The sequence below is a fragment of the Streptomyces sp. NPDC007808 genome, from assembly GCF_042868655.1.
Classification (GTDB): domain Bacteria; phylum Actinomycetota; class Actinomycetes; order Streptomycetales; family Streptomycetaceae; genus Streptomyces.
Genome location: NZ_JBIAEQ010000004.1, coordinates 241,725 through 261,639, shown reverse-complemented (window position 1 = coordinate 261,639; position 19,915 = coordinate 241,725). Strand labels below are relative to the sequence as shown.

The window sequence follows — 19,915 nt, the reverse complement described above, 5'->3', positions numbered from 1 at the left end:
GGGAGGGTCCCCGGGCGGTACAACCCGGGGACCCTCAACAGCTCTGGCAGGAGCGTTTCTGAGCGAGCCTCAGCGCTCGACTTCACCCTTGATGAACTTCTCGACGTTCTCGCGGGCCTCGTCGTCGAAGTACTGGACCGGCGGGGACTTCATGAAGTAGCTCGACGCCGACAGGATCGGGCCGCCGATGCCGCGGTCCTTGGCGATCTTCGCGGCGCGCAGGGCGTCGATGATGACGCCGGCGGAGTTCGGGGAGTCCCAGACCTCCAGCTTGTACTCCAGGTTCAGCGGGACGTCACCGAAGGCGCGACCCTCCAGGCGGACGTACGCCCACTTGCGGTCGTCGAGCCAGGCGACGTAGTCGGACGGGCCGATGTGGACGTTCTTCTCGCCGAGCTCCCGGTCGGGGATCTGGGAGGTGACGGCCTGCGTCTTGGAGATCTTCTTGGACTCCAGGCGGTCGCGCTCCAGCATGTTCTTGAAGTCCATGTTGCCGCCGACGTTCAGCTGCATCGTGCGGTCCAGGACGACGCCCCGGTCCTCGAACAGCTTCGCCATGACGCGGTGCGTGATCGTGGCACCGACCTGGGACTTGATGTCGTCGCCGACGATCGGGACGCCCGCCTCGGTGAACTTGTCCGCCCACTCCTTCGTACCGGCGATGAAGACCGGCAGAGCGTTGACGAAGGCGACCTTGGCGTCGATGGCGCACTGGGCGTAGAACTTCGCCGCGTCCTCGGAGCCCACGGGCAGGTAGCAGACGAGGACGTCGACCTGCTTGTCCTTGAGGACCTGGACGACGTCGACCGGGGCCTCGGCGGACTCCTCGATGGTCTCGCGGTAGTACTTGCCGAGACCGTCGAGGGTGTGGCCGCGCTGGACGGTCACACCGGTGCGCGGCACGTCGCAGATCTTGATCGTGTTGTTCTCGCTGGCGCCGATCGCGTCCGCGAGGTCGAGGCCGACCTTCTTCGCGTCGACATCGAAGGCGGCGACGAACTCGACGTCACGGACGTGGTAGTCGCCGAACTGCACGTGCATCAGGCCGGGGACCTTGGACGCCGGGTCGGCGTCCTTGTAGTACTCGACTCCCTGAACCAGCGACGCGGCGCAGTTGCCGACGCCGACGACGGCTACGCGAACCGAACCCATTCCGGTTGCTCCCTGTGTGTACGAGTGAGGCCCTGACCGGGCTCTCACGTGGCGGTGTCGCCGGGCGAATCCGTCCCGGGGGTACCCCCGGGACGGGGCAGATCGCCCGGCTCTCCAGATGTGGTGTCCTGCTGAGCGGACCCCCCGGAAGCGGAACCCTTCAGGTCCCGCCCGGCCCGCTCGCTCTCGATGAGCTCGTTCAGCCAGCGCACTTCGCGCTCCACGGACTCCATCCCGTGGCGCTGGAGCTCAAGCGTGTAGTCGTCGAGGCGCTCCCGCGTACGGGCGAGGGAGGCGCGCATCTTCTCCAGGCGCTCCTCCAGCCGGCTGCGACGGCCCTCCAGCACGCGCATGCGTACGTCCTGGGGTGTGCGTCCGAAGAAGGCAAATCGGGCAGCGAAGTGCTCGTCCTCGTACGCGTCGGGGCCGGTCTGTGACAGCAGCTCCTCGAAGTGTTCCTTACCTTCAGCCGTCAACCGATAGACGATCTTGGCGCGACGCCCCGCGAGTGGTGCGGCGAGGGCGTCCTCGGCGGTGTTCCCCGGTTCCTCGATCAACCAGCCGTTGGCGACCAGCGTCTTGAGGCAGGGATAGAGCGTGCCGTAGCTGAACGCACGGAACACGCCTAGCGACGTATTGAGTCGTTTGCGCAGCTCATAGCCGTGCATCGGGGATTCGCGGAGTAGTCCGAGAACGGCGAACTCGAGGATCCCGGAACGTCGGCTCATCCCCTCGCCTCCTCGGCTTATCTCGCGCTGATGTATCGACTCGATACATCAAGACGATAGAACGGCCTTCCGGGGGCGACAAGTGGGGGAACGGTGAACGGGATCACATCAACGATTCATGTGGGGCGACTTGCCCTATTTGGGGTGAAGTTCGGGGCTAGGCGGGCTTTGACGGTGCGTAGTCTGTGCGCCATGCACACCACCGGGAACCGAGTGACACCTGAGAGCGTCGTCGTCCTTGGTGCAGTACGGGTGAATGCGGAACCGACCGCATCCGTACTTCGGGGGGACCGGAAAACAGCCGCCGTTGCCAGGCGCCCAGGGGTGCGCCTGCCCGAGGAGTAGTCGTTCGATGAGCGAGCACCGTCGCAAACCGCCGCAGCCGCAGGGAGGCGGACGTGCCGCTGCCCGACGCGGTCAGACCGGCTCGTCCTCCGGCCGCCGCGCGGCACCGCGAGGCGCCACCGGATCTCCTTCCGACTCGTACGGGTCGGGTTACAGCGGTTCGGGAGGCGAGGAACGTCAGTACGGCGGTCGCGCCGAGGCACGTCGCGCTGCCCAGAGAAGCGGTGGGGGCCGCCGCAGAGCGGCCGAACCGGAACGCGGCGGCCGCCGTGCCGCTCCGGGCGGGCCGAACGGTCCCGGGCGGGGCCGGGGACGGACCGTGCCCCCTGGAAAGAAGCGGTTCGTCGACTACCCGCGGTCGGGCAAGTACGGCGTCGCGCGCTGGTTGCCGTCGTGGAAGCTCGTGGCGGGTCTGTTCATCGCCTTCATGGGCAGCCTGGTGGCTGTGGCGGGCATCGGGTACGCCATGGTGGGCATTCCCAAGATCGACGAGACCGCCGAGGCGCAGAACAACGTCTACTACTGGTCCAACGGTTCCGAGATGGTCTCCACCGGTGGCGAGACCAACCGGCAGATCGTCAACCTGGCGCAGATCCCCAAGGCCATGCAGAACGCGGTGATCTCGCAGGAGAACAAGACCTTCCGCAGCGACAGCGGTATCGACCCGAAGGGCATTGCCCGGGCCGTGTTCAACATGGCCACCGGTGGCCAGACACAGGGCGGCTCCACCATCACCCAGCAGTACGTGAAGAACGCCAGGCTGGGAGACCAGTCGCAGACGCTCTCCCGCAAGTTCAAGGAGATCTTCATCTCGGTCAAGGTCGGCGCCAAGCTGACGAAGGACGAGATCATGGCGGGCTACCTGAACTCCGCCTATTACGGGCGCAACGCCTACGGGATCCAGGCCGCGGCCCGCGCCTACTTCGACAAGGACGCCATAGAGCTGAACGAAGGCGAGTGCGCCTTCCTGGCGGCCATGCTCAAGGGCGCCACGTACTACGACCCCGCGGGTTCGACGTCCATCGACCCGGCGGCCACGGCCAAGGCCAACAGCAAGCGGGCCCTCGGGCAGATGCAGGACACCCTCAACAAGATGGTGGAGTACGGGCATCTGAGCCCCGATGTGCGAGCCAAGTACACCAAGCTGCCCGACGTGAAGAACCCGCGCTTCAACACCGCGTTGAGCGGCCAGATCGGCTACCTCGTCGACCTCGCCAACGGATACCTGGTCAACAACAGTAAGACGACGGGGATCACCGAGGAGAAGCTGCGTGAGGGCGGCCTCTCGATCTACACGACCTTCGAGAAGAAGAAGGTCGACCAGCTCGAGAAGGCGGTCACGAAGGTCTACAAGGCCAACATCAAGCCCAAGCAGCGGCCGGAGACCGACACCCACGTCCAGTTCGGTGGGGCTTCGGTGGATCCGGCGACCGGGGCCATCAAGGCCATCTACGGCGGCACGGACGCGACGAAGCACTTCACCAACAACGCTGACGTGACCGGTGCGCAGGTCGGTTCGACGTTCAAGCCGTTCGTACTGGCGGCCGCCATGAAATGGGGTGTGCGCGACCCGGATCTCGAGCCGATCCAGGCACAGGACGAGCGCACCAAGGTCTCCCCGAAGAGCCTGTACAGCGGTAAGAACAAGCTGAAGATCAGGGACTACCAGGGCAACATCTGGCGGAACGAGAAGGGCGAGGAGTGGAACCAGGTCAACGACGGTGATCAGTCGTACGGCACTCCCCCGGCCTACCGGATCGACCTGCGTGAGGCGATGAGGGAGTCCGTGAACTCCGCCTTCGTGCAACTCGGCATGGACGTCGGGCTGGACAAGGTCAAGGAGGCCGCCATCGACGCGGGCATCCTCAAGACCAGCCTGGCCGGTGCTGACTACCCGTCCTTCTCCATCGGAACCTCGCAGCCCAGCGCGATCCGTATGGCCGGTGCCTACGCCACCTTCGCGACCAGCGGAAAGCAGCGTGATCCCTTCTCCGTCAAGCAGGTGAAGGACAAGGACGGCACGGTCTTCACCCACAAGACCCAGACCGAGGAGGCCTTCACCGAGGCGGTCGCCGACAACGTCACGGACGTCCTGAGGACCGTGGTCGAGAAGGGCACGGGTACCAGCGCCCAGCTGTCCGACCGCCAGGTGGCCGGCAAGACGGGTACCACCGACGGCAACCGGTCGGCCTGGTTCGTGGGTTACACCCCGCAGCTCTCCACGTCGATCGCCATGTTCCGGCTGGACGACAACGAGAAGAACCAGAACCGCGAGTTCCTGAAGATGTTCGGAACGGGTGGCCAGGAGAAGATCCACGGTGCGTCGTTCCCGGCCGAGATCTGGCACGACTACATGGAACAGGCGCTGAAGAACACCAAGCCGCTGCCGTTCCCGACGCCGGAGCCCATCGGTGTGGTCGTCAACGACATCCCGACCCCGACGCCCATTCCCACGCCCAGCGAGACGGAGGAGGCCAGCCCGACGCCGAGCCCGACGCCCAGTGAGTCGCTGACCTCGCCGACCCCCACACCGAGCGAGACCTGTTTCGGTTTCCAGTGCAATGAGATCGGCGGTTCCGACAACGGCGGCACGGACGGGGGCGTGACCTCGACGCCGACGCCTACACCGACGGAAACGGCAGGCAACAACAACGGCAATGGCAACGGCAACGGGGGCATTTTCGGTGGACCCTCAGGCTGACCGGCAGCTCACCCGATGAGCGAAGGCCGGTGGCCGGTACCCATGACGTGGGTGCCGGCCACCGGCCTTTCTCCTGCCCGTGCCCGGGGCAGCGGACTGTTTCACGTGAAACGTCGGTTTCACGTGAAACACTCGGCCCCCGCACCAGGTCGTCCTGGCACCGTTCTCAGACTGGTACGGCAGGATGTCCCCCATGCCCAGTGCAGAAACGACGCCCACGAGCGCGCACGAGCCGGACCGGGTGCGGCCGACCAAGGAGGACGAGGTCGCCGCGAGCGGAAGCGAGCTGATCGGCGGCCCCATCGGACGGCGTGCGCTGCTCGGGACCTCCTGGTGGACCCCCGTGCGGATCATCGCGCTCGTGACCATCGGCATGTTCGCCCTCGGCCTGGTACAGAAGGCGCCCTGCTACGACGGTGCCTGGTTCTTCGGCGCCAGCTCGCAGTACACGCATGCCTGCTACTCGGACATCCCGCACCTCTACCAGGGCCGTGGCTTCGCTGATGGGCTCGTGCCGTACTTCGACAAGCTCCCCGGTGACATGGAGTACCTCGAATACCCGGTGCTGACCGGTGTGTTCATGGAGGTCGCCTCCTGGCTGACGACTGGCAGCGGCAGTATGCAGGACCAGCAGCAGTGGTACTGGATGGTCAATGCCGGGATGCTGATGGTGTGCGCGGCCGCCATCGCTGTCTGTGTGACCCGCACCCATGCCAGGCGCCCCTGGGACGGTCTGCTGGTCGCTCTTGCGCCCGCTTTCGCACTGACGGCGACCATCAACTGGGACCTGCTGGCCGTCGCTCTGACGGCCGCCGCGATGCTGATGTGGTCGCGAGGTCGCTCGCTGGCCTTCGGTGTCCTGTTGGGGCTCGCCACGGCCGCGAAGCTCTATCCGGTCTTCCTGATCGGCCCCTTGTTCATTCTGTGCTGGCGTGCGGGCAAGTGGCGTGACTTCGGAAAGGCCCTGGGCGGCACCGTCTGCGCCTGGCTGGTCGTGAACCTTCCGGTGATGCTGCTCGCCTGGGACGGGTGGTCGCAGTTCTACCGGTTCAGTCAGGAGCGGGGCGTCGACTTCGGATCGTTCTGGCTCATCCTGGCCCAGAACTCCAGCGACCCGTTGAGCACGGAGACCGTGAACACCCTCGCGACGCTGCTGATGCTGCTGTGCTGTGTGGGCGTCGCCGCGCTCACGCTCACCGCGCCGCGCCGTCCGCGCTTCGCCCAGCTGGCCTTCCTGATCGTCGCGGCGTTCATCCTCACCAACAAGGTCTACTCGCCGCAGTACGTCCTGTGGCTGGTTCCCCTGGCCGTCCTGGCCCGGCCGAGATGGCGGGACTTCCTCATCTGGCAGGCCTGCGAGGTCGCGTACTTCCTGGGCATCTGGATGTACCTCGCGTATACGACCAGCGGGGACGCCCACAAGGGACTGCCGCCGGACGGCTACCACTGGGCCGTCGGCGTGCACCTGCTGGGGACGCTGTACATGTGCGCCGTCGTGGTGCGGGACATCCTGATGCCCGAGCGGGACCCGGTGCGCCGGGCCGGTGACGACGACCCTTCGGGTGGTGTGCTCGATCGGGCGGAGGATGTCTTCGTTTTCGGCCCCGCGGCTCATCCTCCGCGGCATGCGGTCCACTTCGAGGGGCCGCAGGTGGCATGGGGCGAACGCGGGACGACAGGGAGTTCGCTCTGAGCGAACGGGGCGCAGCCGGCACATGAGGAAGGCCGTACACGAGGAGCCGTGTACGGCCTCTTCCCGTTCCGGGCGCCGTCGCGTCACCGGTCACGGGGTGGAACTGGATCGTTCAGCGGTCGACGATCCGGTCGAACTGGGTGGTGGTGTGCCGCAGATGGGCGACCAACTCGTCGCCGACCTTCGGCTCGGGAGCGTCCGACGGGATGAACAGGATCGAGACCTGCATGTGGGGCGGCTCCGCGAACCATCGCTGCTTGCCGCCCCACACGAAGGGAGAAAGGTTCCGGTTCACGGTGGCGAGGCCGGCCCGGGCAACGCCCTTGGCGCGCGGCATGACGCCGTGCAGGGCCTTGGGGGCCTCCAGGCCCACCCCATGGGACGTACCGCCTGCCACGACCACCAGGAAGCCGTCCGAGGCCGCCTTCTGCTGCCGGTAGCCGAAGCGGTCGCCCTTGGAGACGCGCGTGACGTCCAGGACCGCCCCGCGGTACTCGGTGGCGTCATGGTCCCCGAGCCACAGCCGCGTGCCGATACGGGCGCGGAAGCGGGTCTGCGGGAACTGCTGCTGCAGACGGGCGAGTTCTTCGGCCTTGAGGTGGCTGACGAACATCGTGTGCAGCGGCAGCCGCGCGGCACGCAGACGGTCCATCCAGCCGATGACCTCCTCGACGGCGTCCGAGCCGTCGGTACGGTCCAGGGGCAGGTGGATGGCGAAGCCCTCGAGGCGGACGTTCTCTATGGCGGCGTGCAGCTGCGGCAGGTCGCGCTCGCTGACTCCGTGCCGCTTCATCGAGGACATCACCTCGATGACCACGCGTGCGCCGACGAGACCGTAGACGCCGTCCACCGACGACACCGAGCGGATGACCCGGTCGGGCAGCGGCACCGGCTCCTCACCGCGCCGGTACGGCGTCAGTACCAGCAGATCACCGCTGAACCAGTCCTTGATGCGCGCGGCCTCGTACGTCGTGCCGACGGCGAGCACGTCGGAGCCCAGGCGGGTGGCCTCCTCCGCCAGCCGCTCGTGCCCGAAGCCGTAGCCGTTGCCCTTGCAGACCGGGACGAGCCCCGGGAACTGCTCCTGGACGTGCTTGTGGTGCGCCCGCCAGCGCGCGGTGTCGACGTAGAGCGTGAGCGCCATGGCCGGACCTGGAACCTTTCTCGTGGCTGCGGTGTATCAGAGATATGGAAGCTATCGACGGTGCAGCATGTGACGGTATCGAAGAGGGGATCGCGAGGTCAGCGACGCGACATGTAGATGTCGAGCGCCTTGTGGAGAAGCTTGTTCAGCGGGAAGTCCCACTCGCCGAGGTACTCGGCGGCCTGACCACCGGTGCCCACCTTGAACTGGATCAGACCGAAGAGGTGGTCGGTCTCGTCCAGCGAGTCGGAGATGCCGCGCAGGTCGTAGACGGTCGCGCCGAGGGCGTAGGCGTCGCGCAGCATCCGCCACTGCATCGCGTTCGAGGGCCGGACCTCACGGCCGATGTTGTCGGAGGCGCCGTAGGAGTACCAGACGTGGCCGCCGACGATCAGCATGGTCGCCGCCGAGAGGTTCACACCGTTGTGGCGGGCGAAGTACAGCCGCATACGGTTGGGGTCCTCGGTGTTGAGAGCCGTCCACATGCGCTGGAAGTACGACAGCGGGCGGGGCCGGAAGTGGTCACGCACCGCCGTGATCTCGTAGAGCCGCTGCCATTCCGCGAGGTCCTCGTAGCCGCCCTGGACGACCTCTACGCCGGCCTTCTCGGCCTTCTTGATGTTGCGGCGCCACAGCTGGTTGAAGTTCTTGTGGACCTCTTCCAGAGACCGGTTCGCCAGAGGCACCTGGTAGACGTAGCGCGGCTGGACGTCGCCGAAGCCGGCACCGCCGTCCTCGCCCTGCTGCCAGCCCATACGACGGAGCTTGTCGGCGACCTCGAAGGCACGCGGCTCGATGAAGTCGGCCTCGATGTCGCGCAGCCGCTTCACGTCCGGGTTCTGGATACCCGCCTTGATGGAGGTGGCCTCCCAGCGGCGGATGATCACCGGCGGGCCCATCTTCACGGAGAAAGCGCCCTGGTGCTTGAGGTGCGCCAGCATCGGTTCCAGCCAGTCGGTCAGATTTGGCGTGAACCAGTTGATGACCGGGCCTTCGGGCAGATAGGCGAGGTAGCGCTTGATCTTGGGCAGCTGACGGTAGAGGACGAGGCCCACGCCGACGAGCTCACCGCTCTTGTCGAACCAGCCGAGGCTCTCCGAGCGCCACTCCGCCTTGACGTCCGCCCAGGCCGGGACCTGCATGTGGCTCGCCGACGGCAGGCTCTGGATGTATGCCAGATGCTGCTCGCGACTGATCGTCCTCAGGGTCAGGCTCATTCGGGGCGCTCCTCGGGCTGGTGTGTCCCCATGGGTTCAGGGGCTCCGGCTCTCGCGGAAGCCTACTGCGCCTCGGGCGCGCCTCGACTGGGCGTACGGATGCTTCGCCCCGGCTCGTGGGCCGCCGAGGCGTTCGATCGTGTTCTATGCGGCGTTCTACCGGTGTTCGGAGGACGACCCCCGCCGCCGAGGCGGGGATGGACGGTGTCCCTGGCGTCAGAAGACCCCGCCGAAGAGGCCACCGTGCGCCATGCCGAGGAAGAAGCCGATGGCCGAGGCGCCCAGGCCGATGATCAGGCCGAAGCGCCCTCGGGTCGTCTCCGAGATCCACTGTCCGTACGCGCCGGTGAGGATGCCCACCAGGCCGGTCCAGGAGCTGAGCAGGTGCAGGTCGTGGAACATCGCCGTGACGAAAGCCGTGATACCGAGCACCAGGGTCACCACCAGCAGGGTGTCCTGGAGGGGATGGGGCTTTCCGTCCGTGGCGAAAAGGCCGCCGACGGTGTTGGGTCGCAATGCCTGTGCCATAGGGCACCTCCTGCGGAAGACGGCGCATCGTAGCGCCATACACACCCGATGTGTACAGACTGACGGGCTTCCGGGGCTGATTTCAACCGGAAGCACGTGTGCAGGTAGTCTGTACCGTCTGCACCGGTGTCTGCCCAGGCCATGCCAGGGTGTCCGCCCAGTCCACGCAGGGGAAACCGCTGGCCGGCCCCCATTGTCAGTGGCGGCCGATACCGTTGCGTACGCATCACAACCCTCCTGCCACGGAACGACCGTGGCCGCTGAGTCCAAAGGAGGTGGGTTCCACATGCGTCACTACGAGGTGATGGTCATCCTCGACCCCGACGTCGAGGAGCGCGCTGTCTCCCCGCTGATCGAGAACTTCCTCTCTGTCGTCCGTGACGGCGGCGGAAAGGTCGAGAAGATCGACACCTGGGGTCGTCGTCGTCTCGCGTACGAGATCAAGAAGAAGCCCGAGGGCATCTACTCGGTCATCGACCTGCAGGCCGAGCCTGCGGTCGTCAAGGAGCTCGACCGCCAGATGAACCTGAACGAGTCGGTCCTCCGGACCAAGGTCCTCCGCCCCGAGACCCACTGAGCTTCCGGCTCAGTTGATCTCGGGATCCGAGCAGCAGCAACCAAGCAGCCAGAGCAAACCCGCCGAGAGGTTCCCCCATGGCAGGCGAGACCGTCATCACGGTCGTCGGCAATCTTGTCGATGACCCCGAGCTGCGCTTCACCCCTTCCGGTGCGGCGGTCGCGAAGTTCCGTGTCGCGTCCACCCCCCGCACCTTCGACCGCCAGACCAACGAGTGGAAGGACGGCGAGAGCCTCTTTCTGACCTGCTCGGTCTGGCGTCAGGCGGCGGAGAACGTCGCGGAGTCGCTCCAGCGAGGCATGCGCGTCATCGTGCAGGGCCGGCTGAAGCAGCGGTCCTACGAGGACCGTGAGGGCGTCAAGCGCACGGTCTACGAGCTGGACGTCGAGGAAGTCGGCGCCAGCCTGCGCAACGCCACGGCCAAGGTCACCAAGACCAGCGGCCGCGGTGGCCAGGGCGGCGGCTACGGCGGCGGTGGCGGTGGCGGCCAGGGTGGCGGCGGCTGGGGCGGTGGCCCCGGTGGCGGCCAGCAGGGCGGCGGCGCTCCCGCTGACGACCCGTGGGCGACCGGCGCTCCCGCCGGTGGCCAGCAGGGCGGTGGCGGCGGCTGGGGCGGTGGCTCCGGCGGCGGTGGCGGCTACTCGGACGAGCCCCCCTTCTAGGCCTTCGGGTCGGCCTTCGAGGCCGGTCCGGGTCAAGGGCGGGTCGTACCCAAACTTCTTGATCACACAGGAGAAACACCATGGCGAAGCCGCCTGTGCGCAAGCCTAAGAAGAAGGTCTGCGCTTTCTGCAAGGACAAGGTCACGTACGTGGACTACAAGGACACGAACATGCTGCGGAAGTTCATTTCCGACCGCGGCAAGATCCGTGCCCGCCGCGTGACCGGCAACTGCACGCAGCACCAGCGTGACGTCGCCACGGCCGTCAAGAACAGCCGTGAGATGGCGCTGCTGCCCTACACCTCCACCGCGCGCTAAGGGAAGGGTGACTGACACATGAAGATCATCCTCACCCACGAGGTCTCCGGCCTCGGTGCCGCGGGCGACGTCGTCGACGTCAAGGACGGTTACGCTCGCAACTACCTGATCCCGCGGAAGTTCGCTATCCGTTGGACCAAGGGTGGCGAGAAGGACGTCGAGCAGATCCGTCGTGCTCGCAAGATTCACGAGATCCAGACCATCGAGCAGGCCAACCAGATCAAGGGCCAGCTCGAGGCGGTCAAGGTTCGTCTGGCCGTCCGCTCCGGCGACGCCGGTCGTCTCTTCGGTTCCGTCACCCCGGCCGACATCGCTTCCGCGATCAAGGCTGCTGGTGGCCCCGAGGTCGACAAGCGCCGCATCGAGCTCGGCGCGCCGATCAAGACCCTGGGCGCCCACGAGACGTCCGTGCGTCTGCACCCCGAGGTTGCCGCCAAGGTCAACATCGAGGTCATCGCGGCCTGATGGCCGCGCTCGGCTGAACAGCTGAGCAAAGGGGCCGTACCCGCTGGGGTACGGCCCCTTTGCTGTGCGTCCTCACCTGGCCGGGCCGAGGAGAAACCCGGTCCCCGTTTCACGTGAAACAGCGTGTTTCACGTGAAACCGTCAACGCGTGGCGCCCGTGACGATCCAACGGCCTGAACGGGTGCGCACCCAGAGCGTCAGCATGCGCACCGTCATCATCAGGGTCATGGCCGCCCACACCGCGGTGAGGCCGCCGCCCACCGCTGGGATGAGCAGCGCTACGGGAGTGAATACCGCGAGTGTGAGCACCATGGCCCATGCCAGGTAGGGGCCGTCGCCCGCTCCCATCAGGACGCCGTCCAAGACGAACACGACTCCGCAGATCGGTTGGGAGAGTGCCACCACGAGTAGTGCAGGCAGGGCAGTGTCCTGGACGGTCGTGTCGCTGGTGAACAACGGCAGGAAGACCGGTCGGGCGATCACCACGAGCAGGCCGAGCAGAACGCCGGCGGCGATGCCCCACTCCACCATGCGTCGACAGGCGGCTCGGGCGCCCTGGGCGTCACCCGCCCCGAGGTACCTCCCGATGATGGCCTGCCCGGCGATGGCGATGGCGTCCAGCGCGAAGGCGAGCAAGTTCCACAACGACAGGATGATCTGGTGCGCCGCGATGTCGGCGTCCCCGAGCCGGGCTGTGACAGCTGTGGCAATCAGGAGAATCGCCCGCAGGGAGAGGGTCCGGACCAGGAGGGGCACCCCGGCTTGCGCCGAGGCTCTTATGCCGGCTGCGTCGGGGCGCAGGGAGGCACCGTGCTCGCGGGCGCCGCGGACCACGACCACGAGATAGGCCGCAGCCATGCCCCACTGGGCGATGACGGTCCCCCAGGCAGAGCCCGCAATGCCGAGGTCGGCGCCATAGACGAGACCTGCGTTGAGGGCGGCGTTGGCGATGAAGCCCGCGATCGCGACGTAGAGAGGGGTCTTGGTGTCCTGCAGGCCACGCAGAACGCCGGTGGCGGCGAGTACGACGAGCATGGCGGGGATGCCGAGTGCAGAGATCCGCAGGTAGGTGGTCGCGTAGGGGGCCGCGGTGTCCGAGGCGCCGAAGAGTTCGACGAGGAACGGTGCCATCGGCAGGACGACCGCGATGACGCCGGCGCCGAGGAGGAGGGCCAGCCAGATGCCGTCCATTCCCTGGCGGATGGCGGCTTGGAGATCACCGGCGCCGACGCGGCGGGCCACAGCCGCTGTGGTGGCGTAGGCGAGGAAGACGAAGATGCTGACGGCTGTGAGGAGAAGAGCCGAGGCGACCCCCAGGCCGGCGAGCTGTGCGGTGCCCAGATGGCCGACAATCGCGCTGTCGACGATGACGAAAAGGGGCTCGGCGACCAGTGCGCCGAAGGCAGGCACGGCCAGTGCGACGATCTCGCGGTCGTGTTGTCGTCGTGCGGCCTTGGGCGTCACGGGAGCCTGTGTCATGGCCATCAATCTAATCGTCCACAGGTAAGAGATGCAATGGAGTACTGACCCTTACTTGCCGTCATGGGCTGTGTGTCTCTGCGCACTGTTCGAGCCGATCTTGCCCCGACTGGGGAAGTTTTTCTTCTGCACAGCCCGTGGACGGTAAACGTGCAGGTCAACCCAGCTGTCTGCGAATCACTCGAAGCTTGTTCACAGGGCTGTCCACCGTGTCGTGCACAGGTTTTGCGGAGTTCTCCACAGCATCGGGGCCGTCGTCCACATGGCCTGTGGATAACCAGATTGGCTGACGGTGCCCGCGGGCCTACCGTGGTCCGGCGCCCACTCCGTCCGTCGGCCGGGAAACCGGCACAAAACCGGCGAGCCAGAACCGGAGTTGGGCCTCTTATTTGTCAGTGGCGTGCCGTAGAACTGAGGGGCACGGCGAGGTCCGCTCTGCGGACGGGAGGAGGTGGCTCGGTGAGCATTTCCGAGCCCTTGGACGATCCGTGGGCCGACAGCGGTCCCAGCGATCGTCTGCCCGCCTCCCGCCGCCGCGGCGACAGCGGCCGGGGCCGTGACGAACAGCACGATCGCGGCCGGGACACCGGGGACTGGGACGGCGGCGGTTCCGCCTTCGAGCGGGTACCACCGCAGGATCTCGACGCTGAGCAGTCCGTCCTCGGCGGCATGCTCCTCTCCAAGGACGCCATCGCCGATGTCGTCGAGGTCCTCAAGGGCCACGACTTCTACAAGCCCGCCCACGAGACGATCTTCCAGGCGATCCTCGACGTCTACGCCAAGGGCGAGCCGGCCGACCCCATCACCATCGCCGCCGAACTCACCAAGCGCGGTGAGATCAACAAGGTGGGCGGGGCCGCGTATCTCCACACCCTCGTCCAGACGGTGCCGACCGCGGCGAACGCCGAGTACTACGCGGAGATCGTGCATGAGCGTGCCGTGCTGCGCCGCCTGGTCGAGGCGGGCACCCGTATCACGCAGATGGGATACGCGGCTGACGACGATGTCGACGAGATCGTCAACCGGGCGCAGGCCGAGATCTACGCGGTCACCGAGCAACGCACCAGTGAGGACTATCTGCCGCTCGGCGACATCATGGAGGGCGCGCTCGACGAGATCGAGGCGATCGGCTCCCGAAGCGGGGAGATGACCGGGGTCCCCACGGGGTTCACGGACTTCGACTCGCTCACCAACGGACTGCACCCGGGCCAGATGATCGTCATCGCCGCCCGTCCGGCCATGGGTAAGTCGACGCTCGCGCTGGACTTCGCCAGGGCCGCGTCGATCAAGAACAACCTGCCGAGCGTCATCTTCTCCCTGGAAATGGGCCGCAACGAGATCGCGATGCGTCTGCTGTCCGCAGAGGCGCGGGTCGCCCTGCACCACATGCGCTCGGGCACGATGACCGACGAGGACTGGACGCGGCTGGCCCGCCGGATGCCCGATGTCTCGGCCGCCCCGCTCTACATCGACGACTCTCCGAACCTGTCGATGATGGAGATCCGGGCCAAGTGCCGTCGGCTGAAGCAGCGCAACGACCTCAAGCTCGTCGTCATCGACTACCTCCAGCTGATGCAGTCCGGCGGCTCCAAGCGCGCCGAAAGCCGTCAGCAGGAGGTCTCGGACATGTCCCGTAACCTCAAGCTGCTCGCCAAGGAGTTGGAGATCCCGGTCATCGCCCTCTCCCAGCTGAACCGTGGTCCCGAGCAGCGTACGGACAAGAAGCCCATGGTCTCCGACCTGCGTGAGTCCGGCTCCATCGAGCAGGACGCCGACATGGTCATCCTGCTGCACCGCGAGGACGCCTACGAGAAGGAGTCGCCCCGTGCGGGTGAGGCCGACCTGATCGTGGCCAAGCACCGTAACGGTCCGACCGCGACCATCACGGTAGCCTTCCAGGGCCACTACTCGCGGTTCGTGGACATGGCGCAGACCTGATACCGCCGCACTCGGGGGTTATGCGTTCGACTCCCGGCTGCCCACAGGATGGACTGTGGGCATGACGACATCTCAGGAAGGGTTGCTGCCCGGCACCCGCCGTGCACTGCTGCACCGCATCGCCGTGGCGCAGGCCGAAGGGCGTGCGCCCTCGCTGGTCGCCTCGGTCGTGCGAGGTGGGAAGGCCGTGTGGCACGGTTCGCGTACCTCGGTGGACGGACATGGGCCGGATGAACACGTGCAGTACCGCATCGGTTCGATCACCAAGACCTTCACCGCTGTTCTCGTCCTCCGCCTGCGCGACGAGGGTCTGCTCGACCTCGGTGATCCGCTGGAGAAGCATCTTCCGGGCACGGGAGCGGGGGAGGCGACCATCGCCGAACTGCTCGCGCACACCGCCGGGTTGGCGGCCGAGTCACCCGGGCCCTGGTGGGAGAGGACGCCCGGATCACTGCGACCCGAGCTGTCCGACGTGCTCGGTGAGCAGCCCTTTCTGCATCCGTCGGGGCGCCGTTTCCACTACTCCAACCCCGGCTACACGCTGCTGGGCGCACTGGTGGAGAAGCTGAGGGACGCTCCCTGGGGGGACGTACTTCGGCGGGAAGTGCTCGAACCTCTGGGCCTGGACCGTACGAGTACACGTCCGCAGGCACCGCATGCGGGTGGCTGGGCCGTGCACCCCTGGGCCGATGTGATGCTTCCCGAGCCCGTCGAGGATCTGGGCCGGATGGAGCCGGCCGGCCAACTGTGGTCGACAGCCGCGGATCTGGCGCGGTTCGCTGTCTTCCTTGCCAGGGGCGATGACCGCGTGTTGAGTGCCGCGTCCGTACGGGAGATGCGGACACCGGCGGCGCCGCCGGAGGCCACGGATGTGGTGGACGGAGCGGCGTACGGCCTCGGTATGCAGGTCCAGCATCGGGAGGGGCGGCTCCTGGTGGGGCACGGCGGATCCTTGCCGGGGTTCCTGGCGAGCCTGACGATCAGCGTGGAGGACGATGTGGCGGCCGTGGTGCTGGCCAACTGCACCTCTGGTCCGCTGGTGTCCCTTGTAGCCGCCGACCTCGTCCGGATCGTCGCCGAGGCCGAGCCACGGATGCCTCAGCCTTGGCGGCCGATGCGGGACGTCGACGCGGGGGAACTGGAGCTGGCCGGTCAGTGGTACTGGGGAACGCATGCCTTCGCCCTGCGGCTGACCGCTGACGGGCTCGTCTCGCTGGAGCCGTTGTCCGGCAAGGGCCGCCGGTCGCGATTCCGTGCCAACGGTGATGGCACCTGGACCGGGCTGGAGGGGTACTACGCCGGTGAGCTCCTGAAGGCCGTACGGCGCCCCGACGGGGCGGTGGACCACTTGGACCTCGGGTCGTTCGTCTTCACGCGTCAGCCGTATGACGAGGGTGCTGCCGTTCCGGGTGGTGTGGATCCCGACGGTTGGCGGGGGAGCGGTTCGTTCTGACGATGTGGTGAGCGCCTGTTTCACGTGAAACAGGCGCTTTTCTCTGTCAGAGCTGCAGCTTGAAGCCCACGTGTGAGGCCGTGAAGCCGAGACGCTCATAGAAGCGGTGGGCGTCCGTGCGGGTCTTGTCCGAGGTCAGCTGCACCAACTGGCAGCCCTGCCGTCGGGATTCTTCGATTGCCCACTCGATGAGCAGCGTTCCCAGGCCGCTGCCCCGCTCGTCGGCGTGGATGCGTACGGCTTCGATGATGGACCTCGTGGAGCCGCGCCGGGACAGCCCGGGAATGACGGTGAGCTGCAGCGTGCCGACGACACGGCTCTCGCGTACGGCGACGACCAGGTGCTGGTTCGGATCGCTACTGAGGCGCTCCAGTGCGGCCATGTACGGGGCCAGGTCGTCCGGTGATTCACGCTGGGCGCCCAATGGATCGTCGGCGAGCATGCCGACGATCGCAGAGATGTCATCGGCTACGGCGGCTCGTATCTCAAGATCTCCCATGCCGGCACCCTATGCGGCGCCGGAAGTGTGACGCTCTGACGCATCTGCAGGTGGTCGCCTTCGCCGCTTCTGTCGACCGCGGACGTCGAGCAGGGAGTACTCGCGCGCGCTGAGGTCGTGCCCGGTCTGCAGGGCGCGCACCATGCGCGCCTCGATCCTGCCGGCATGGTGTCCGCCCTTCTCGGGCTGGCCGATGTCTTGTGGACGCAGGAGCAGAATGCCCGCGCTTGTAATTATGCCGCGTGTGCAAGTATTGTCAGCACTCGTTAAGCGCTCCTGCAATCTTCTGGGAAGGTGTTCCCTCTCATGCCTCTCGCGCTTCTGGCCCTCGCGATCGGGGCCTTCGGAATCGGGACGACAGAGTTCGTGATCATGGGTCTGTTGCCCGAGGTGGCGGGCGACTTCGAGGTCTCCATCCCCACCGCCGGGCTGCTCGTGACCGGCTACGCCCTCGGCGTGGTTCTGGGCGCGCCGCTGATGACCGCGCTCGGCACCAAGGTCTCCCGCAAGCGGATGCTGATGCTCCTGATGGGCCTGTTCATCCTCGGCAACCTGCTGTCCGCTCTGGCCCCGGGCTTCGCCGCGATGCTGATCGGTCGTGTCGTCGCCTCGCTCGCTCACGGCGCCTTCTTCGGTATCGGTTCGGTCGTCGCGGCCGACCTGGTCGCCCCGGACAAGAAGGCCGGAGCCATCGCGATGATGTTCACCGGACTGACCCTCGCCAATGTCGTCGGTGTTCCGCTGGGGACGTTCGTCGGGCAGACCGTCGGCTGGCGCGCCACCTTCGGGATCGTTGCCGCCCTCGGCGTCGTCGGGCTGGTCGGCATAGCCAAGCTCGTCCCGGACATGGACAAGGCGCAAGGCGTCCACCTTCGCCACGAACTGGCGGCCTTCAAGAACGCCCAGGTGCTGCTCGCCATGGCGATGACGGTCCTCGGCTTCGGCGGCGTTTTCGCGGCCATCACCTACATCGCGCCGATGATGACCCACGTCACCGGATTCGCCGACGGTTCCGTCACCTGGCTGCTGGTCCTCTTCGGCCTCGGCATGGTCGGCGGCAACCTCGTCGGCGGCAAGTACGCCGACCGGGCGTTGATGCCCATGCTCTACGTCTCTCTGGGCGCTCTCGCCGTCGTGCTCGCGCTCTTCACGTTCACCGCTCAGAGCAAGGTCCTCGCAGCCGTGACCATCGCGCTGATCGGCGCCCTGGGCTTCGCCACCGTCCCTCCGCTGCAGAAGCGCGTCCTGGACCAGGCCCATGGCGCCCCGACGTTGGCCTCGGCAGTGAACATCGGCGCCTTCAACCTCGGCAACGCCCTCGCGGCCTGGCTCGGCGGCCTCGTCATCTCGGCCGGCTACGGCTACACGTCCCCGAACTGGGTCGGCGCCGCCCTCGCCGCGGCCGCGCTGTTGCTCGCCTTCCTCTCGGCCGCACTGGAGCGCCGCGGCGGGGCGTCCCCGAGCACCGTCGTCACCGGCACCCAGCCCGCCGAGCAACGAACTGCCGTACACCACTGAGCCGACCCGGCCGCGGGGTCAGGGCAGCCCCCGCGGCGCTTCGGCTTCATGAGATCCACCTCAGCACCCCATCGCAAGGAGAAAGACCATGAGCACCGTCACCGCCGTAGCACCCCTGACCATCCAGGACGCCGATGCTCTCGTCGCGGCCGCCCACCGGGCCGCCGAGGCCGCGGGGGCGACGGTCAGCGTCACGGTCCTGGATGCCGGAGGCCATCTGCTGGCCTTCCGGCGGGACGACCGAGCTGTGCTCATCTCCGGGGAGACGAGCACCCGCAAGGCGTACACGGCGCTGCAGCTCGCCGCTCCCACCGCCGATCTCGTCGACGCCGTACAGCCCGGAGGGCTCTTCCACACCCTGCCCACGGCGCTCGATCGGCCGCTGCTGTTCATCGCGGGCGGTGTACCGATCCACCGCGACGGCCGGCTGGTCGGGGCGATCGGAGTCGGCGGCGGGGCGCCGGAGCAGGACCACCAGTTCGCGATCGCCGCGATCGAGGCCCTTGCCTGAGCGAGGCCCGTGCGACGACGAAACGCCGGTCCCGACGGGACCGGCGTTCGCCACGCGGATCGCAGTCTCAGATCGAGGGCCTCAGCCTCGGACCGAGCGCCTCAGCCTGTGGCCCGGTGCCTCAGCCTGCCGCCACCGTCAGCGGAGCGAACCGTCGCGACCAGTCGCCGGGCAGTTCCGAGACGCCGTACGCCATGACCGCGTTGAAGAAAATGGAGGCCAGCCCGTGCTGCTTCGCCCAGGCCAGCAGTTCCTCGTGGCGTACATCGATGTCCGTACGCAGAGGACGGTCGGTGTGGGCGGCGAGGGAGGCGATGAGCGCCTTCGAGGTCTCCGTGTCACGGGCGATCAAGGGGCCGACGACCTGCGTGTCCATGTTGGGCCAGGCGCCGGCGTAGCCGATGATCCGGCCGTTCTCCTCAGCGACGCGCAGTTGGTCGGCGAATGCGGGCAGCCGCGTGATGATGTGGGTGCGATCGACTCCGAACACCTCCTCGTCGAGCCGCAGGATCGCGGTGAGGTCCTCGGCGGTGGCCGCACGCGTGGAGACCTGGGGCCCCCAGGACCCGGGCGTGAAATGCCCACGCAGCATCTCCGCCCGGCCGATGGCCTTGAAGCCGAGATCCTCGTACAGCGGTCGACCGTTGGGCGTCGCGTGCAGGGTCAGGGGTGTCGGGCCCATGTGGGAGATGACGTGCTGCATCAGCCGGCGCCCGATCCCTCGACGGGAGTGCCGCTCGGCGACCAGGACCATGCCGATGGCTCCGAGCTGGGGGCGGCCCTGAGGCCCGTACTCCGTGACCACACAGGCGCTGACGAGCCCACCGTCGGGGTCGTCGATGCCATAGCCCGTCCCCGCTGTGAGCAGGAACTGCCACTTGTGTTCCTCCCGGGGCCATCCCCGGTTCTCGGACAAGTCGGCGCAGGCGGTGAGGTCGCGTGGCGTCAGACGGCGGATCGGCAGAGCGGCAAGGGAAGGAGTCGGCAC

18 protein-coding genes and 1 pseudogene are annotated in these 19,915 nt (G+C 67.2%); 10 read left to right on the top strand and 9 right to left on the bottom strand.

Annotated elements, in window-relative coordinates; all coding sequences use genetic code 11:
* Positions 1-69 precede the first annotated feature (69 nt).
* Both ACFYNL_RS17000 and ACFYNL_RS16995 read right to left on the bottom strand, forming a co-directional pair.
* Positions 70-1,152, bottom strand: a complete 1,083-nt coding sequence (locus tag ACFYNL_RS17000) for an inositol-3-phosphate synthase (RefSeq protein ID WP_217212360.1) — start codon at positions 1,150-1,152, stop codon at positions 70-72.
* 44 nt (positions 1,153-1,196) lie between these two features.
* On the bottom strand, positions 1,197-1,880 hold the full coding sequence (locus ACFYNL_RS16995; protein ID WP_388803370.1) for a helix-turn-helix transcriptional regulator: 684 nt from the start codon (positions 1,878-1,880) through the stop codon (positions 1,197-1,199).
* A gap of 352 nt (positions 1,881-2,232) precedes the next feature.
* On the opposite strand from ACFYNL_RS16995, the gene ACFYNL_RS16990 reads away from it, so the two are divergent.
* Both ACFYNL_RS16990 and ACFYNL_RS16985 read left to right on the top strand, forming a co-directional pair.
* Positions 2,233-4,926, top strand: a complete 2,694-nt coding sequence (locus ACFYNL_RS16990; protein ID WP_388803367.1) for a transglycosylase domain-containing protein — start codon at positions 2,233-2,235, stop codon at positions 4,924-4,926.
* Between the two features lie 193 nt (positions 4,927-5,119).
* Positions 5,120-6,619 (top strand): glycosyltransferase family 87 protein, encoded by a 1,500-nt coding sequence (locus ACFYNL_RS16985; protein ID WP_388803364.1) that lies wholly within the window; start codon positions 5,120-5,122, stop codon positions 6,617-6,619.
* A gap of 112 nt (positions 6,620-6,731) precedes the next feature.
* Here ACFYNL_RS16985 and ACFYNL_RS16980 read toward each other — a convergent pair whose 3' ends face one another.
* The 3 genes from ACFYNL_RS16980 to ACFYNL_RS16970 all read right to left on the bottom strand — a co-directional run bounded on the left by ACFYNL_RS16980 (position 6,732) and on the right by ACFYNL_RS16970 (position 9,508).
* On the bottom strand, positions 6,732-7,763 hold the full coding sequence (locus ACFYNL_RS16980) for an alanine racemase (RefSeq protein ID WP_388803361.1): 1,032 nt from the start codon (positions 7,761-7,763) through the stop codon (positions 6,732-6,734).
* A gap of 98 nt (positions 7,764-7,861) precedes the next feature.
* Positions 7,862-8,980: a lipid II:glycine glycyltransferase FemX gene (locus tag ACFYNL_RS16975; RefSeq protein WP_388803358.1), complete on the bottom strand. Its 1,119-nt coding sequence runs from the start codon at positions 8,978-8,980 to the stop codon at positions 7,862-7,864.
* A gap of 216 nt (positions 8,981-9,196) precedes the next feature.
* Positions 9,197-9,508, bottom strand: coding sequence for a hypothetical protein (locus ACFYNL_RS16970; RefSeq protein ID WP_388803355.1), 312 nt, complete (start codon positions 9,506-9,508; stop codon positions 9,197-9,199).
* Positions 9,509-9,794: 286 nt separating this feature from the next.
* Between ACFYNL_RS16970 and rpsF the strand changes: the two genes are divergently transcribed.
* The 4 genes from rpsF to rplI all read left to right on the top strand — a co-directional run bounded on the left by rpsF (position 9,795) and on the right by rplI (position 11,529).
* The gene (gene rpsF / locus ACFYNL_RS16965; protein WP_018566239.1) at positions 9,795-10,085 is read left to right on the top strand and encodes a 30S ribosomal protein S6; all 291 of its coding nucleotides are present in this window, start codon (positions 9,795-9,797) and stop codon (positions 10,083-10,085) included.
* 77 nt (positions 10,086-10,162) lie between these two features.
* Positions 10,163-10,747 carry a single-stranded DNA-binding protein gene (locus tag ACFYNL_RS16960; protein WP_388803353.1) on the top strand — a complete coding sequence of 195 codons (585 nt, stop codon included), beginning with the start codon at positions 10,163-10,165 and terminating at the stop codon, positions 10,745-10,747.
* Positions 10,748-10,827: 80 nt separating this feature from the next.
* Positions 10,828-11,064, top strand: coding sequence for a 30S ribosomal protein S18 (gene rpsR, locus ACFYNL_RS16955; protein ID WP_003949403.1), 237 nt, complete (start codon positions 10,828-10,830; stop codon positions 11,062-11,064).
* Positions 11,065-11,082: 18 nt separating this feature from the next.
* Positions 11,083-11,529 carry a 50S ribosomal protein L9 gene (gene rplI, locus ACFYNL_RS16950; protein ID WP_019760035.1) on the top strand — a complete coding sequence of 149 codons (447 nt, stop codon included), beginning with the start codon at positions 11,083-11,085 and terminating at the stop codon, positions 11,527-11,529.
* A gap of 141 nt (positions 11,530-11,670) precedes the next feature.
* Here rplI and ACFYNL_RS16945 read toward each other — a convergent pair whose 3' ends face one another.
* Positions 11,671-13,014 (bottom strand): MATE family efflux transporter, encoded by a 1,344-nt coding sequence (locus ACFYNL_RS16945; RefSeq protein WP_388803349.1) that lies wholly within the window; start codon positions 13,012-13,014, stop codon positions 11,671-11,673.
* A gap of 453 nt (positions 13,015-13,467) precedes the next feature.
* On the opposite strand from ACFYNL_RS16945, the gene dnaB reads away from it, so the two are divergent.
* Both dnaB and ACFYNL_RS16935 read left to right on the top strand, forming a co-directional pair.
* Complete coding sequence (gene dnaB, locus ACFYNL_RS16940; protein WP_388803347.1) at positions 13,468-14,946, top strand: replicative DNA helicase; 1,479 nt, start codon at positions 13,468-13,470, stop codon at positions 14,944-14,946.
* A gap of 61 nt (positions 14,947-15,007) precedes the next feature.
* Entirely contained in the window at positions 15,008-16,399 is a 1,392-nt protein-coding gene (locus ACFYNL_RS16935) for a serine hydrolase domain-containing protein (RefSeq protein ID WP_388803344.1), read from the top strand.
* A gap of 46 nt (positions 16,400-16,445) precedes the next feature.
* Here ACFYNL_RS16935 and ACFYNL_RS16930 read toward each other — a convergent pair whose 3' ends face one another.
* Together ACFYNL_RS16930 and ACFYNL_RS16925 are read right to left on the bottom strand one after the other, a co-directional pair.
* Entirely contained in the window at positions 16,446-16,898 is a 453-nt protein-coding gene (locus tag ACFYNL_RS16930) for a GNAT family N-acetyltransferase (RefSeq protein ID WP_388803341.1), read from the bottom strand.
* Between the two features lie 35 nt (positions 16,899-16,933).
* A pseudogene (locus tag ACFYNL_RS16925) lies at positions 16,934-17,060 on the bottom strand (MarR family transcriptional regulator); the annotation flags it as partial.
* A gap of 144 nt (positions 17,061-17,204) precedes the next feature.
* On the opposite strand from ACFYNL_RS16925, the gene ACFYNL_RS16920 reads away from it, so the two are divergent.
* Positions 17,205-18,416 carry an MFS transporter gene (locus ACFYNL_RS16920; RefSeq protein ID WP_388803338.1) on the top strand — a complete coding sequence of 404 codons (1,212 nt, stop codon included), beginning with the start codon at positions 17,205-17,207 and terminating at the stop codon, positions 18,414-18,416.
* Positions 18,417-18,504: 88 nt separating this feature from the next.
* Positions 18,505-18,927: a heme-binding protein gene (locus ACFYNL_RS16915; protein WP_388803335.1), complete on the top strand. Its 423-nt coding sequence runs from the start codon at positions 18,505-18,507 to the stop codon at positions 18,925-18,927.
* Between the two features lie 121 nt (positions 18,928-19,048).
* On the opposite strand, the gene ACFYNL_RS16910 is transcribed toward ACFYNL_RS16915, so the two are convergent.
* Positions 19,049-19,915, bottom strand: coding sequence for a GNAT family N-acetyltransferase (locus ACFYNL_RS16910; RefSeq protein ID WP_388803332.1), 867 nt, complete (start codon positions 19,913-19,915; stop codon positions 19,049-19,051).

Coding starts and splice junctions, on each gene's coding strand:
- ACFYNL_RS17000 (WP_217212360.1), bottom strand. CDS start 1,152: ATGGGTTCGGTTCGCGTAGCCGTCGTCGGCGTCGGCAACTGCGCCGCG.
- ACFYNL_RS16995 (WP_388803370.1), bottom strand. CDS start 1,880: ATGAGCCGACGTTCCGGGATCCTCGAGTTCGCCGTTCTCGGACTACTC.
- ACFYNL_RS16990 (WP_388803367.1), top strand. CDS start 2,233: ATGAGCGAGCACCGTCGCAAACCGCCGCAGCCGCAGGGAGGCGGACGT.
- ACFYNL_RS16985 (WP_388803364.1), top strand. CDS start 5,120: ATGCCCAGTGCAGAAACGACGCCCACGAGCGCGCACGAGCCGGACCGG.
- ACFYNL_RS16980 (WP_388803361.1), bottom strand. CDS start 7,763: ATGGCGCTCACGCTCTACGTCGACACCGCGCGCTGGCGGGCGCACCAC.
- ACFYNL_RS16975 (WP_388803358.1), bottom strand. CDS start 8,980: ATGAGCCTGACCCTGAGGACGATCAGTCGCGAGCAGCATCTGGCATAC.
- ACFYNL_RS16970 (WP_388803355.1), bottom strand. CDS start 9,508: ATGGCACAGGCATTGCGACCCAACACCGTCGGCGGCCTTTTCGCCACG.
- rpsF (WP_018566239.1), top strand. CDS start 9,795: ATGCGTCACTACGAGGTGATGGTCATCCTCGACCCCGACGTCGAGGAG.
- ACFYNL_RS16960 (WP_388803353.1), top strand. CDS start 10,163: ATGGCAGGCGAGACCGTCATCACGGTCGTCGGCAATCTTGTCGATGAC.
- rpsR (WP_003949403.1), top strand. CDS start 10,828: ATGGCGAAGCCGCCTGTGCGCAAGCCTAAGAAGAAGGTCTGCGCTTTC.
- rplI (WP_019760035.1), top strand. CDS start 11,083: ATGAAGATCATCCTCACCCACGAGGTCTCCGGCCTCGGTGCCGCGGGC.
- ACFYNL_RS16945 (WP_388803349.1), bottom strand. CDS start 13,014: ATGGCCATGACACAGGCTCCCGTGACGCCCAAGGCCGCACGACGACAA.
- ACFYNL_RS16935 (WP_388803344.1), top strand. CDS start 15,008: ATGACGACATCTCAGGAAGGGTTGCTGCCCGGCACCCGCCGTGCACTG.
- ACFYNL_RS16930 (WP_388803341.1), bottom strand. CDS start 16,898: ATGGGAGATCTTGAGATACGAGCCGCCGTAGCCGATGACATCTCTGCG.
- ACFYNL_RS16920 (WP_388803338.1), top strand. CDS start 17,205: ATGCCTCTCGCGCTTCTGGCCCTCGCGATCGGGGCCTTCGGAATCGGG.
- ACFYNL_RS16915 (WP_388803335.1), top strand. CDS start 18,505: ATGAGCACCGTCACCGCCGTAGCACCCCTGACCATCCAGGACGCCGAT.